This is a genomic window from Winogradskyella jejuensis, from assembly GCF_900129745.1.
Lineage (GTDB): Bacteria > Bacteroidota > Bacteroidia > Flavobacteriales > Flavobacteriaceae > Winogradskyella > Winogradskyella jejuensis.
On the sequence record NZ_FQWS01000001.1, the window covers coordinates 1588833 to 1602507 of the forward strand.

Annotated in this window: 13 protein-coding genes; 7 read left to right on the plus strand and 6 right to left on the minus strand. The window is 34.4% G+C overall.

Features of this window, described 5'->3' with window-relative positions:
- Positions 1-32: 32 nt before the first annotated feature.
- Positions 33-1082, plus strand: coding sequence for a tRNA preQ1(34) S-adenosylmethionine ribosyltransferase-isomerase QueA (gene queA, locus BUB95_RS07375; protein WP_073084825.1), 1050 nt, complete (start codon positions 33-35; stop codon positions 1080-1082).
- Positions 1083-1192: 110 nt separating this feature from the next.
- Positions 1193-2233, plus strand: coding sequence for a dual-specificity RNA methyltransferase RlmN (rlmN, locus tag BUB95_RS07380; RefSeq protein WP_073084827.1), 1041 nt, complete (start codon positions 1193-1195; stop codon positions 2231-2233).
- A gap of 49 nt (positions 2234-2282) precedes the next feature.
- Here rlmN and BUB95_RS07385 read toward each other — a convergent pair whose 3' ends face one another.
- A complete protein-coding gene (locus BUB95_RS07385) occupies positions 2283-3707 on the minus strand; it encodes a T9SS type A sorting domain-containing protein (RefSeq protein ID WP_073084829.1) in 1425 nt (474 codons plus the stop codon).
- A 240-nt stretch (positions 3708-3947) separates the two neighbouring features.
- Between BUB95_RS07385 and BUB95_RS07390 the strand changes: the two genes are divergently transcribed.
- The 4 genes from BUB95_RS07390 (at position 3948) to BUB95_RS07405 (ending at position 7618) form a co-directional block, all read left to right on the plus strand.
- The gene (locus tag BUB95_RS07390; RefSeq protein WP_073084832.1) at positions 3948-4925 is read left to right on the plus strand and encodes a polyprenyl synthetase family protein; all 978 of its coding nucleotides are present in this window, start codon (positions 3948-3950) and stop codon (positions 4923-4925) included.
- A 148-nt stretch (positions 4926-5073) separates the two neighbouring features.
- Positions 5074-5637: an RNA polymerase sigma factor gene (locus BUB95_RS07395; RefSeq protein ID WP_073084835.1), complete on the plus strand. Its 564-nt coding sequence runs from the start codon at positions 5074-5076 to the stop codon at positions 5635-5637.
- Positions 5624-6451, plus strand: coding sequence for a hypothetical protein (locus tag BUB95_RS07400; RefSeq protein WP_073084837.1), 828 nt, complete (start codon positions 5624-5626; stop codon positions 6449-6451). The genes BUB95_RS07395 and BUB95_RS07400 overlap by 14 nt, the downstream gene beginning before the upstream one ends.
- A gap of 60 nt (positions 6452-6511) precedes the next feature.
- Positions 6512-7618, plus strand: coding sequence for a hypothetical protein (locus BUB95_RS07405; protein WP_073084839.1), 1107 nt, complete (start codon positions 6512-6514; stop codon positions 7616-7618).
- A gap of 84 nt (positions 7619-7702) precedes the next feature.
- Here the strand turns inward: BUB95_RS07405 and BUB95_RS07410 are convergent, their stop codons facing one another.
- The 3 genes from BUB95_RS07410 to BUB95_RS07420 all read right to left on the minus strand — a co-directional run bounded on the left by BUB95_RS07410 (position 7703) and on the right by BUB95_RS07420 (position 9952).
- On the minus strand, positions 7703-8098 hold the full coding sequence (locus BUB95_RS07410; protein ID WP_073084841.1) for a VOC family protein: 396 nt from the start codon (positions 8096-8098) through the stop codon (positions 7703-7705).
- Positions 8099-8134: 36 nt separating this feature from the next.
- Entirely contained in the window at positions 8135-8530 is a 396-nt protein-coding gene (locus tag BUB95_RS07415) for a helix-turn-helix domain-containing protein (protein ID WP_073084844.1), read from the minus strand.
- Positions 8531-8635: 105 nt separating this feature from the next.
- Entirely contained in the window at positions 8636-9952 is a 1317-nt protein-coding gene (locus tag BUB95_RS07420) for a serine hydrolase (protein ID WP_073084846.1), read from the minus strand.
- A 175-nt stretch (positions 9953-10127) separates the two neighbouring features.
- On the opposite strand from BUB95_RS07420, the gene dnaG reads away from it, so the two are divergent.
- Complete coding sequence (gene dnaG, locus BUB95_RS07425; protein WP_073084848.1) at positions 10128-12095, plus strand: DNA primase; 1968 nt, start codon at positions 10128-10130, stop codon at positions 12093-12095.
- On the opposite strand, the gene BUB95_RS07430 is transcribed toward dnaG, so the two are convergent.
- Positions 12096-12725, minus strand: coding sequence for a response regulator (locus tag BUB95_RS07430; protein WP_073084851.1), 630 nt, complete (start codon positions 12723-12725; stop codon positions 12096-12098).
- 143 nt (positions 12726-12868) lie between these two features.
- Positions 12869-13657, minus strand: a complete 789-nt coding sequence (gene nadE, locus BUB95_RS07435; protein ID WP_073084853.1) for an NAD(+) synthase — start codon at positions 13655-13657, stop codon at positions 12869-12871.
- Positions 13658-13675: the final 18 nt, after the last annotated feature.

Below are 13675 nucleotides of genomic sequence, written 5' to 3' on the forward strand. Positions count from 1 at the left end.
ATATTTGCGCCTTGTAAAAATATATTATACCTATGAAATTATCACACTTCAACTTTGACCTTCCTGAAGAATTATTAGCAGAGCATCCAGCAGAGCATAGAGATGAGTCACGCTTAATGGTTTTGGATAGAGCTAATCAAACAATCGAGCATAAAATGTTTAAAGACGTTATCGATTATTTTGATGAAGGTGATGTTATGATTTTAAATAATACTAAGGTATTCCCTGCAAGACTTTATGGTAACAAAGAGAAAACAGGTGCACGTATCGAAGTCTTCTTGTTAAGAGAATTAAACCAAGATCAACGTCTTTGGGATGTTTTAGTAGATCCTGCGCGTAAAATTAGAATTGGTAATAAATTGTACTTTGGAGATGACGAAACTTTAGTAGCAGAGGTTATCGATAACACGACTTCTCGTGGCCGTACGCTTCGTTTTTTATATGATGGGAGTTATAACGACTTCAGAAATAAATTAACTGAACTTGGTGAAACACCGCTTCCAAAGTATATCAAAAGAGAGGTAGAGCCAGAAGATGAGGAGCGTTATCAAACCATATATGCTGCAAAAGAAGGAGCAGTTGCGGCACCAACAGCAGGACTTCATTTCTCTAAGCACTTATTAAAACGTCTTGAGATTAAAGGAGTAGAAAGAGCTGAGGTGACATTACATGTTGGTTTAGGAACTTTTAACCCCGTTGAGGTAGAAGATTTATCTAAGCACAAAATGGATAGTGAAGAGATAGAAATTAAACAAGCAGCTGCGGATATCATTAATAACGGCATTGCAAACAAAAAGCGCATCTGTGCTGTGGGTACTACATCTATGCGTACTATAGAAAGTTCTGTCTCTTCAAGCGGAACCTTAAACCCATATACAGGTTGGACTAATAAGTTTATTTTTCCACCTTATGATTTTAGCATTGCTAATTGTATGATTACTAATTTTCATACACCAAAATCTACATTATTAATGATGATTTCGGCTTTTGCAGGTCATGATTTTATGAAAGAAGCTTATGCTGAAGCTATCAAAGAAAAATACAAATTCTACTCTTACGGTGACGCGATGCTAATCATCTAAGAAGTATTCAATAAATTTTAAAAGCCTCTCATATCACTGGGTTCAAATAAAAGTGAAGAGAGGCTTTTTTAGTATTATGCTTTTTTGCTTTTCATTACTTTTGCAATTAAATGGAGATTAAGAAAAAAGACATACGTGCATTAACCAAAGAGCAACTCCGAAATTTTTTTGAAGAAAACGGAGATAAAGCCTTTCGAGGTAATCAAGTGTACGAATGGTTGTGGCAAAAGTCGGCACACAGTTTTGAGGATATGACCAATATATCTTTAAAGACACGTCAGATGCTCGAGGATAGTTTTGTGATAAACCATATTCGCGTAAATCAAATGCAACGTAGTGAAGATGGTACCATTAAAAATGCAGTACGTTTGCATGATGATTTAATTGTAGAGTCGGTTTTAATCCCAACAGCTACACGTACAACGGCTTGTGTTTCTTCTCAGGTAGGTTGTAGTTTAGATTGTAAGTTTTGTGCAACAGCTCGGCTAAAGCGTATGCGTAATCTTAATCCAGACGAAATTTATGACCAAGTTGTCGCTATAGATAATGAGAGCCGATTGTATCATGACCGTCCTTTAAGTAATATTGTGTTTATGGGTATGGGAGAGCCGTTGATGAACTATAATAATGTCCTCAAAGCCATTGACAAAATAACATCTGATGAAGGCTTAGGTATGTCACCAAAACGTATTGTGGTATCTACTTCAGGAGTGCCAAAGATGATTAAAAAAATGGCGGATGATGGTGTAAAATTCAAACTAGCTGTTTCTTTACACTCCGCAATAGACGAAGTGCGTACATCTATTATGCCTTTTAATGCAACGTTTCCTTTAGCTAGTTTGAGAGACGCTCTAGAGTATTGGTATGCCAAAACAAAAAACAGAATTACGTACGAGTATGTCGTTTGGGATGGAATAAATGATAAGCGAAAAGATGTAGATGCGCTCGTTGAGTTTTGCAAATTTGCGCCCAGTAAAGTCAATCTTATTGAGTATAATCCTATTGATGATGGAATATTTCAACAAGCTAATTCCAAAGCCATAGATATGTATGTTGATATTCTGGAAAAGAATAACATCACTGTTACAGTAAGAAGAAGTCGTGGGAAAGATATTGATGCCGCCTGCGGACAATTAGCAAATAAAACGTAAATAAAAAAGCTCCATGTTTGGAGCTTTTTTATTTGAAAGTGTCTAAATATTATTCCTTAATAATTTTTATAGTCTTAGTTGAATTATCCGATAAAATATTAACTAAGTAGATACCTGCGGGTATTGAAGAGATATTAATCGAATTATTGTAAATAGACTCTTTTTCATAGGATATTACTCTTCTGCCTAATAAATTAAATACATCTACTTTGTCTATTTGTAATGATGTGTTAATATTTAATATATCTTTTGTTGGATTTGGTGATACGCTCACATTTAACAATTCATTTTCCTGAGTTCCAAGTGTAGTTTCAGTTGTGAAAGTTATTGTAGTACATGTAGTTGATTGTCCAAAGCAATTATTGGCTAGTATTTCATATGTATATGTTGTATTATAATCTAAGCCAAATATATTTACAGATGTGCCAGCAGTTGTTCCTAAATCATTTCCATCAAAGATAATATTATAATCTACAGCAGTAGCAGAGGCGTTCCAAGACAATTCTACTTGTCTTGACCCGTCAGTAGCTTCTGTTGTTGGTGTGTTCATTTGATTTTGAGTCGGAGATATTGTGACTGGACAAGCTGGTGCAGAAGTTTCAGTACAGGAGTCAGTAGTAAATGTAATTACATTACAGCCTGTCGATTGACCAAAACAGTTATTAGCTCTAATCTCATATGTGTATGTTGTGTTAAAATTTAAACCAAAGATATTTATTGATGTGCTTGATGTAGTGCCCAAGTCAGTACCATCAAAAATAATGTTATAATCAACTGCAGTAGCAGAAGAATTCCATGATAACTCTACTTGTCTAGAGCCATCAGTAGCAGCAGTTGTAGGTGTATTCATTTGATTTTGAGTTGGAGATATCGTAACTGGACATGCTGGAGCAGAAGTTTCTGTACATTGAAAAACAGAAATGTTATCAATATACCATGCTACTGAAAAGTTGCCAGTCCAACGAAACCTAACTTTAGCGTTAGCTTGTCCAGCAAGTTGAAGAGTTATGTCTGTTGAAACTGTACCACCAATATATCCGTCTTCAGTATACGTAGTTACTGTTGTCCAATTAGAACCACCATCAGAAGAAACTTCAACAAATCCCGAGCCTCCAAAGTTTCCTGCAAATGCATGATTGTATTGAATTGTAACTTGTGTTAATGATGAGGCGTCGAATGTTGGGCTTTCTAATGCTACATTTTCAGCTAAGCCATTATCACTAGTGCCGTCACTATCAAAAGCTGCGTAATTACCAGCAGCTCCCAAAGTGTAAACAATGCCATTACCAGCAGCAACAAGGGCAGCATCACCGGTAGACTCAATAATCCATGAGTCGCCAGCAGAGGCGATATCATTATTTGACCAACCAGAGGGTATAGATGAGCTGGATTCAAAATCCTCTGATAAGACAACTTGTCCAAACATTAATCCTGAGGAAATGATTAATGCTAGAGTTAATGTAATTTTTTTCATAAGCTTGTGAATTAATTAATTAAGGCATTAAATATATAAAGCAGGTATACTTTTTATTGTATTTTGTTAAAGCAATCGATTAAGTGTATTTTAAATAGGTTTAAAAACGAATTATTTTAAATAATATGTTAATTAATAATAGATTTATTAGTATTTGTGAGAATTAATTAATAATAGTTTAATTTTTGACTTATTTATCTTTACAAGCTTTTTAGTAGGTTTGTCATATAAATTTTTTAGTTGAAAATAACCGAACAAATAAAACAACCCATCGCATACGAAATGGAACTTTTCGAGAAAAAGTTTCGACTTGCTATGTCGAGTAAGGTAGCGCTTCTTAATCGTATTACCCATTACATTGTTAATCGCAAGGGTAAACAAATGCGACCTATGTTTGTGTTTTTGGTGGCTAAGATGATGAACAATGGCGAAGTTAGCGAGAGGACCTACCGAGGCGCTTCGGTTATTGAGTTGATTCATACAGCCACTTTGGTACATGATGATGTGGTAGACGATAGTAACCGCCGTCGTGGTTTCTTCTCAATAAATGCGCTTTGGAAAAACAAAATTGCTGTACTTATTGGTGATTATTTACTATCAAAAGGTTTACTGCTTTCTATTGATAATAACGATTTCGATTTACTCAAAATCATTTCAGTCGCTGTTAGAGAAATGAGTGAAGGCGAATTACTTCAAATTGAAAAAGCACGTCAGCTAGATATTACTGAAGATGTGTATTACGAAATTATCCGCCAGAAAACAGCAACACTTATCGCAGCCTGTTGTAGTCTTGGGGCAGCATCTGTAAAGCCTAATAGCCCTGAAGTCGAAAACATGCGAAAGTTCGGTGAGCTAATCGGTATGGCGTTTCAGATTAAAGACGATTTGTTCGATTATGGCGAGACTAAAATTGGAAAGCCGACAGGTATAGATATTAAGGAACAAAAAATGACGCTTCCGTTAATTTATGCGCTCAACAATTCTTCAAAAAAGGAAAAGGCTTGGCTTATTAATTCTGTAAAAAACCACAACAAAGACAAGAAGCGAGTCAAAGAAGTGATTGCTTTTGTCATTGAAAAAGGAGGTTTAGATTATGCAGAAAGCAAAATGGTAGAGTTTCAAAAAGAAGCCTTAACACTATTAGGCGCTTATCCCAAATCCGAATTTAAAGCCTCATTAACCTTAATGGTGAACTACGTCATCGAAAGAAAAAAATAATTTTTTATTATCTTGAAAGTATTGATTTTATTGATGTTTCGAGAATAATTATAAGAAGTGCTCAAATATTTTTCAACCTTCAGGCAACCAAAAGCCAACCATTTGCGTCTTTATAAATAGAAGTGCAAACCATCATTGTAAAACGAGAATGAAAGTCATTCAACTTCATAATAACGAGGACAAACTCATAGCAAAAGCCGCGAAGAATAATCGTGAGGCACAGCATGTATTGTACGAGTTGCACGCGCCAAAAATGTTGAGCGTATGTCGCTATTATGTTAAAGATGTTCACCAGGCCGAAGAAGTTATGCTTAACGGATTCTTCAAAGTCTTTAAACATCTCAGGAGTTTTAAAAATGAAGGCAGTTTTGAAGGTTGGATACGACGCATTATGGTTAGAGAAGCCATAGCGTATTTACGAAGCAAAAAGCAACTAGAATTCCCTGTAGAGGAAGTAGATTTTAAACAAAACTCTACAGACAGTATTAATTCTAATATCGAAGTTGCGGAGATTCAAAGACTGATAGATAGTTTGCCAGAAGGTTACAAAATGGTGTTTGTTATGTACGCCATTGAGGGATATAAACATTATGAAATTGCGGAGATGCTTAAGATTTCTGAAGGCACATCAAAATCGCAATTATACAAAGCAAGACAATTGCTTCAGCAAAAAATAAAAGATTTAAATAAGACCGGTTATGGCACCAATTAAATTTGAAGAACAAATAAAAGACAAGTTAGAGCAGCGTACGCTTACGCCATCTGCAGAGGCTTGGTCTAAGCTTTCTCAGCAGTTAGATGCCGAAGAAAAGCGCAATAAAAAACTATCATTTTGGTGGTTTGGTATTGCAGCAAGTATAGCCGCTTTAGTTTTTGTATCGGTAAGTTATTTTAACAATGGTACGGAAAGCACAGTAGATGAAATCATTGTAAAAGAGGAGATTAAAGACGTGATTTCACCAAAAGCAGAAGATGCTATACTAAAAAATGAGAATGCAAACCAAGAAAATCAATTAGTAGTTAGTGAGAAAAATGAAGAAGTAGAAGACGATACAGAGACACCTAAAAAAGAGAAATTACAACCACGCATAACAGTAGAAGAACAGAGAAAACAAAATCAACTAGTACAGAAGCCTGCTGATAAAAAAGAGAATAGAGCAGTGGCTAAAGTTGAAAAACAAAAATTACCAGAGCTTGATAAGTTAGAATTGAAAAAAAGTTCTGTTGACGATTTATTACACACACCTGAAGTAGAATTCAATTCGGTAATTGCAGTATTACAAGACTCAAAATCTGAAAACAAAAATACAGTTACAGACCAACAAATCGATTCGCTTTTAAAGGTGGCAAACCGAGAATTATTTATGGACAAAACCATAAAAAAGAAAACCAATGTTGTTAATGCGGAAGCGCTACTTCAAGACGTTGAAGAGGCAATGGGAGAATCTTTTAGAACTCGGATTTACAAAACCTTAAAAGGCGGTTACGAAGAAGTGAAAACAAGAGTCGCCAAGCGTAACGATTAACTGAACTCATCAATCAAAAAACGAGCAGAAACCTAAATCATTAATTAAATTAAACGAACAATGACAACACTATCAAAATACGTTGTAGCACTCTTCCTATGCTTATTTGTAAGCAGTGTAAGTGCTCAAGAAACAGAACAAACTGATGTTAAAAAAGATACCATCAGCGCCTTAAAGCTTCAAAAGATAAAGAACTTAGAGCGTCTTAAAGAGGATGTAAAAATACAAGAGCGTGAATATCTTAAAGCCGAAATCGAGGCGATTAACAACCGACTAGATAACGACGAAATCACAGCCGATGAAGCAGAAAAATTAAAGAAAGAAGCTGCAAAAAAGCGCGCAGCTAATATCGAAGACCGATTAGCGATTATCGATAAAAAGATAGAGCTCGTAAAACGTAATCCTTATGCCGAAAATTTGGATGAAGACAGCACATCATTTGTTGGTTTTTTAATCGATGGTAAAGACAAAGCAGAGTTTGGTATATCTATTAAATCTGGTAAGAGGAAACCACCAAAATATGATATCCGCACCAGTAATAGAATGGTTTTTGCTATTGGATTTAATAATGCTATTGGAGATGGGCAGAATTTAGATAATACACCATACAAATTAGGAGGTTCTGGTTTTGTAGAGTTAGGCTGGGCTTGGCAAACACGCTTATTTGCAGCATCTAATTTTGCGAGATTGAATTATGGGTTTTCTTTTCAGTGGAATAAGTTTGATATAAAAAACAACCAATATTTTGTAGAAAACGGAGACCAAACCACGCTGCAAGATTTTCCATTAGACCTTAAGAATGCTAAATTTAGAGTTACTAATCTCGTATTTCCTGTACACTTAGAGTTTGGTCCATCTGAAAAGAAGGACTATGGTAACAGAATCCGTTACTTTACTGATGACCATTTTAGAGTTGGAATCGGTGGGTACGGAGGTGTAAGATTAGGCTCTATGCAAAAATTGGTTTATGAAGACGCAGAAGGTGACCGCGTAAAAGACAAGCAGAAACGTAATTTTAATGCCTCTAACTTTGTCTATGGTCTTAGTGGATATATTGGTTGGGGAGATTGGTCTATCTATGCTAAGTACGATTTAAGTCCATTGTTTAAAGACCAAGCTTTTGACCAGAATAATATTTCTCTGGGCCTACGTTGGGACCTAGACTAAATCAATCAATATTTTGAGTTTAAAAAGCCTTAATCTTGAGTTAGATTAAGGCTTTTTTTATTACACTTTTACAAAAATGTTTAGTTATAGCGTTTCTACCAATTGAATGTTGTTACCACATGTGTCATTAAAAACAGCAATTTTTACTGTTCCCATCTCAGTAGGTTTTACGCTGAATTCTACATCAAGTTCTACAAGTCTGTCGTAATCTTTTTGCACATCATCCGTATCAAACTGTGTGTAAGGATAACCAGCTTCCATCAACGCATCTTGAAAAACTTTGCATGGCTCAAAATGGTTTGGTGCTGGCTCCAATAATAACTCTGGGCCGTCTTGCCATTCTGGTGATACCAAGGTCAACCATCTGTTTCCGCCACCTAGTGGTGAATCTTTCTTTTTTAAGAAGCCTAATTTTTCGGTGTAGAACTTTAATGCTTTCTCTTGGTCTCTTACGGGAATACTAATTAGCGTTACTTTCATTTTTGATTAATTTTTGAGATTTCAATTTCAGAATTTTTAATCTAATTTATTTCTTGAAAATTGCTCTTTCTGAAATTGCAATGGAGATTTACCAATTTTTCTTTTAAATAAAGAGCTAAACGAGCCTATACTCTCAAAGCCAACAGCATAACAAGTTTCGGTAACTGAAATGCCATTTGTAAGGAGATTTTTAGATTTTTCTAGTCGTTTATCAATTAGATATTGTCTTGGCGTCTGCCCATAATATTTTTTGAAAAGTCTAAGTAAATGATATTTAGAAATTAACTCGGTCTGGGATAAGACGTCTAAATTTAAATCTGTCTCAAAATGATTTTCTATGTAATTCTTAATTCTAATTACAGAACTTATTTGAGTATCGTTAGAGTAAACGATATTACGAACTGCGTCAAGTTTCTTTCTGTAATCACTCATTAAATTTTTAGTGTCAGCTTTTGTTCTTATTATAATAAATTTAATAAAAGGTTAGGAATCCTAGAAGTAATTCAGCCGTAATGAGCTATACGTGATTTTCTAAAGTTATTTCCTAATTCCTTTCAATTTAACTCCTTTCCAACCCATTTGAACATTGAAACTACCATTTTCATTATTAACAAACTCAAACGATTCGGGTTCTTTAGGGTCGTCAAAGAAAGTATTCTCTGATTCAGCTTTTAAGGTGGCTATCTGCTCTCCATCTTGATAAACTACCAAATTTTCATTCTCTACTTTAAAAGTCAATTCCAAATTACCCATATCTGCAAATGAATACGTTCCCACATATCTCTTTAAAATGTCGGCGGGTAGTTTGATAGATTTTCTATTCAACTCTTTCGGAACATCATATGGTAGGTTTTCCAATATTTTAGAAAAATCTTCAACTGTTTTCTGAAAAGGAACTTCTTCATAATTAGCTAAAAAAATGAAATTGTAATTATATTCAAGATTTGTATATATCTCAACTCTTATTCCGTCCGAACCTCCACTTTTCTCAATTACACCTGATTCGTTTTGTAATAGCGATGCAAAAGGCTCATTTTTTATATGGTTTAAAAATTTGTTAAGGTCTGAGGCAGTTGAAAATATTCTCGCAGTTTTCAATTCATCTGATAAAACATTATCCACCTGCATAATTTGACCATCATCTTTTTCGTGGTTTTTTGCTAATTTTTTTAAGTTATTCTCTTTAAGATAGAAATGTGCTCCTGAATTTTTCATTCCCAAAGGTTGGAACACTTCGTTTGCCAAACATTGGGCAAAAGTTTTGTTAGAAACTTCTTGAATGACAAAATAAACAAGTTCATAAGCCACATTAGAATATTGTTTTTCTGTTCCAGGCTCGAATAGTAGTTTTTGCTTTTTGGCGTACTCGATTATCTGTTCTGATGACAAGTTGATTTCATCTTCTTTAACACTCTCTAAACTTCTTGGAAGTCCTGATGTGTGGTTGAGCAACATTTCTATGGTTATTTTGTCGCCGTTAGGAAAGTCTGGAATGAACTTTTTGATTGATTCACTTTTTTCGATTTTTCCATCAATCTCAAATTTTTCAATCAAGTAATGAGCCATTAACTTGGAAACAGAATGAATATCAAATTGACTTTCTTTTGTCACGTAAGTTGTACTGTTTTTATCTTGATTTAAATTGTATGCTTTATGAATAATTATTGTATCATTTTTAAAAGCAAATACAACTCCGTTGAATTTTCCAATTTTATTAAGAGCCGAGAAGTACTCATCTACTTTTTTATTCAGTTTTTCGGTTTGATGTGATGAAATACTTTTTGTTTTTTTACCCTCATTTTTGCAAGAGATTAGAAGAATTAGTAGAAGAAGTATCGTTAAAATTTGTCTCATTATTTTGATTGGTTCTAATGCATTGCAACCTTAATGATATGAAATCGTTTTAATGATTTATATCAGTCGATAACGAAGTTCGTTTTTTTTCGATAGAAAGTCAAATAACTTTTAAACATTAAATTTATACTTCGGTATTGTTTCTTAAATTTACCATCTTAATAAATTTTCAAGTTTGATTTCACAAAATTCCATAGCCCAAGTTTTTGAGACCGCTCGTGTAGAGGAGGTTATCGGTGATTTTGTACAGCTAAAAAAATCTGGAAGTAACTTCAAAGGTTTAAGCCCTTTTAGTGAGGAACGCACACCGAGTTTTATGGTGTCTCCCGTAAAACAAATTTGGAAAGATTTCTCTACAGGTAAAGGCGGTAATGCTGTGACTTTTTTAATGGAACACGAGCATTTTACCTATCCTGAAGCTATAAAGTACTTGGCCAAAAAGTACAATATTGAGATTGAGGAAACTGAGCGTACGGACGAAGAAAAAGCAAAAGCTGATACACGTGAGAGTCTGTATTTGGTCAGTGAGTATGCAAACGAATATTTTCAGAAAACCTTACACAAAACCGAAAAAGGCAAGGCTATTGGGCTGAGTTATTTTAAGGAGCGTGGTTTTACAGAGGAGACTATAAAAAAGTTTCAATTAGGTTACGCCTTAGATGAGTGGCAAGTCTTTACAGACGAAGCTTTAAAAAACGGTTACAAAATTGAGTTTTTAGAAGGTACAGGACTCACCATCGTTAAACCAGACAAGCATTTTGATAGATTTAAAGGACGCGTGATGTTCCCTATACATAGTATGAGTGGTCGCGTTCTAGGTTTTGGAGGACGTATCTTAGGTAACGATAAAAAGGCGGCAAAGTATCTCAATTCTCCTGAAAGTGAAATTTACCATAAGAGTAAAGTGTTGTACGGTTTGTACTTTGCCAAACAAACCATTGCCAAAGAAGATAATTGCTACTTGGTTGAAGGTTACACGGATGTGATTCAGTTTTACCAACGCGGTATTACAAATGTGGTGTCCTCATCGGGTACGGCTTTAACATCAGAGCAAATACGCTTGATTAAACGTTTAACGAGTAATATTACTGTGCTTTTTGATGGTGATGCTGCTGGTATGCGTGCTTCTATTCGTGGGATTGATTTAATCTTAGAGCAAGGTATGAATGTGCGTGTATGTACATTTCCTGATGGTGAAGATCCGGACAGTTTTTCAAAAAATAATACGCTTCAAGAAGTACAAGATTATTTAGCTGAAAATTCTAAGGATTTTATTCAGTTTAAGGCTTCGCTTTTATTTGAAGACACTAAAAACGACCCTATAAAGAAAGCAGAAACCATACGTGATATTGTAAATAGTATTGCTAAAATTCCTGACCAGATTAAAAAGGAGGTCTATATCCAAGAGTGTGCACGCATTATGGATATTAGTGAGTCTGTTTTATTTAGCACATTAGCACAGATAAATAAAAAAGAATCTCAAGATGCTAATAAGAAGTACAAACAAGAACAAAAAACATTTAATGTTGTAAAGGCAGAACCTAAACCAGTTGCAAAGATTAATATCCAATACGAGTTAGAACGAAAAATTATAGAAATCTTATTACTCTATGGTAATAAAACCGAAAAGTTTGAAGATTTAGTACTTAAAGAGGATGAAGTTTCTGGTGATTTAGTTTTGGAACCTGTGGTACAAGAGGCTCGTGTTTTTGAAAAAATTTATCTCGATTTGCAAGAAGACGAAATGCAGTTTAGTGATATGCATTTTAAAACCTTGTACTACTCTATAATAGATAATCTTAATCAAAATGATGCCTTTTCTACTAAGGATTTCATTAATAATTTAGATCCATCAATGGCACCTTTAGTGACAAGTATTATTATGGATAATGAAAAGTATAGTTTAGATGATTGGGCAAGAAACAATATTATTCCAAAATCTAAAGAACACATGATTCCACAATTGGTGAGTCAAACTATTTTAAGTTTACGCTGTTTTTTAATTGATCAAAAAGTGGCTGCTTTTAAAGAAGAAACTTTGAATAAAGAAATAGACACAAAATCCCTTATGGAAGATGTAAAGGATTATTTAGGTCTTAAAATGCTACTTTCAAGAAAGTTGGGTAAAGTTGTTGGAGGCTAATTAAGCCAAATCGTGATGTTTTGCTTGATGCACCAAGTCAATAACATTATTTACATTAAGTTTTTTGAATAAGCGCGCTTTATAGGTGCTTACAGTTTTTTCGTTAATGTCAAGTTCGTCAGCAATGTGTTTGTTTTTTCTGCCTATAGATAGAAGTTTGAGAACTTCTACTTCTCGTGTTGATAAACGTTTAAAGAGGCGTGTTCTGCTTTTGGATGCATCAGTGTATTTGTAATGCTTATCCATTTTTTCACTCAGGTATACTTCACCACTTCTCACTTTATTTACAGCTTTAATAATCTCGGTTGGATGTGAGTTTTTGGATAAATAACCTGAAGCCCCTGCTTTAAGCGTACTTATAGCATATATTTCCTCAGGTTGGTGGCTAAACATTATGATTTTAATGGCTTTATGCTCCTTTTTTATGGCACGTAAGGCAGTAATTCCATTAAGTTCAGGTAAATCAATTTCAGAAATAATCATGTCCACATGATTTTTTCTTATAAATTCGAAAATTTCAATTCCACTACCTAAATCTCCTACAATTTGATAGTCAGTATTTTGGTTAAAAATATATTTCAAACCCTCACGCACAACAGGATGGCTATCAACCAATAAAATCTTTATCATGATTGCATAGTTTAATAAAATTAGAATGTTTAATCCGGGTGGATTACTGAATTAATTAGCTTATTAAACAAAAATACAGAAATATTGCTAAATATCTTTAAAAATGTAAGTATTTTTAACAAAAAATAAATAATCTATAAAAATTAAATAATATTTTTAGGAATTTCGCAAATTGGAATAGGTATCATCTTGTGTTTGTTTGATCTATTGTAACGCAAATAGATTGAAAATACTTCTTTTTGGCGTCCTTCAAAGTCAGCTTCTGTTTTTCCTTCTTCATCCATTTGCATGGCCCATTCAAGTTCGGGATAAGAAGCACCAATTTGATCCTCATCACTTCTGGCATCACCAAAAAGGCCATCACTAGGAGCGGCTTTCATAATAGACTCTGGTACCTTAAGAGCTTCGCCTATAGCATAGACTTCAGATTTCAGTAAATCTGCAATAGGGCTCAAGTCTACACCACCATCACCGTATTTGGTATAGAATCCTACGCCAAAATCTTCTACTTTGTTGCCTGTGCCTGCAACTAAAAGACCCAACAATCCGGCATGATAGTACAGAGTCGTCATTCTTAAGCGAGCCCTGGTGTTAGCTAGTGCCATATCAACAGTGGCTTGTTTTCCATCTAGACTAACTTCAGTTTTAAACTCTTCAAAAACGGGTGTTAAATCTACACGTGTATCACTTACGTTTGGAAAACGGTTTTTTAATTGATTTATATGTTCTTGAGCTCTAGATACATGGCTTGGTGCTTGATGAATTGGCATTTCTATACATAAAACATCTAAACCTGTTTTAGCACAAAGCGTAGATGTTACGGCAGAGTCTATTCCGCCAGAAATACCCACAACAAAACCATTTACTTTAGCGTTAGTAGCATAATCTTTAAGCCAATTAACAATATAATCTATAACTTTTTCTGTTTGCATATTACTCAGATTTTAGGG

Excerpts from the sequence above, each read along its gene's own strand:
- queA (WP_073084825.1), top strand. The coding sequence starts at position 33 with ATGAAATTATCACACTTCAACTTTGACCTTCCTGAAGAATTATTAGCA.
- rlmN (WP_073084827.1), top strand. The coding sequence starts at position 1,193 with ATGGAGATTAAGAAAAAAGACATACGTGCATTAACCAAAGAGCAACTC.
- BUB95_RS07385 (WP_073084829.1), bottom strand. The coding sequence starts at position 3,707 with ATGAAAAAAATTACATTAACTCTAGCATTAATCATTTCCTCAGGATTA.
- BUB95_RS07395 (WP_073084835.1), top strand. The coding sequence starts at position 5,074 with ATGAAAGTCATTCAACTTCATAATAACGAGGACAAACTCATAGCAAAA.
- BUB95_RS07400 (WP_073084837.1), top strand. The coding sequence starts at position 5,624 with ATGGCACCAATTAAATTTGAAGAACAAATAAAAGACAAGTTAGAGCAG.
- BUB95_RS07405 (WP_073084839.1), top strand. The coding sequence starts at position 6,512 with ATGACAACACTATCAAAATACGTTGTAGCACTCTTCCTATGCTTATTT.
- BUB95_RS07410 (WP_073084841.1), bottom strand. The coding sequence starts at position 8,098 with ATGAAAGTAACGCTAATTAGTATTCCCGTAAGAGACCAAGAGAAAGCA.
- BUB95_RS07415 (WP_073084844.1), bottom strand. The coding sequence starts at position 8,530 with ATGAGTGATTACAGAAAGAAACTTGACGCAGTTCGTAATATCGTTTAC.
- BUB95_RS07420 (WP_073084846.1), bottom strand. The coding sequence starts at position 9,952 with ATGAGACAAATTTTAACGATACTTCTTCTACTAATTCTTCTAATCTCT.
- BUB95_RS07430 (WP_073084851.1), bottom strand. The coding sequence starts at position 12,725 with ATGATAAAGATTTTATTGGTTGATAGCCATCCTGTTGTGCGTGAGGGT.
- nadE (WP_073084853.1), bottom strand. The coding sequence starts at position 13,657 with ATGCAAACAGAAAAAGTTATAGATTATATTGTTAATTGGCTTAAAGAT.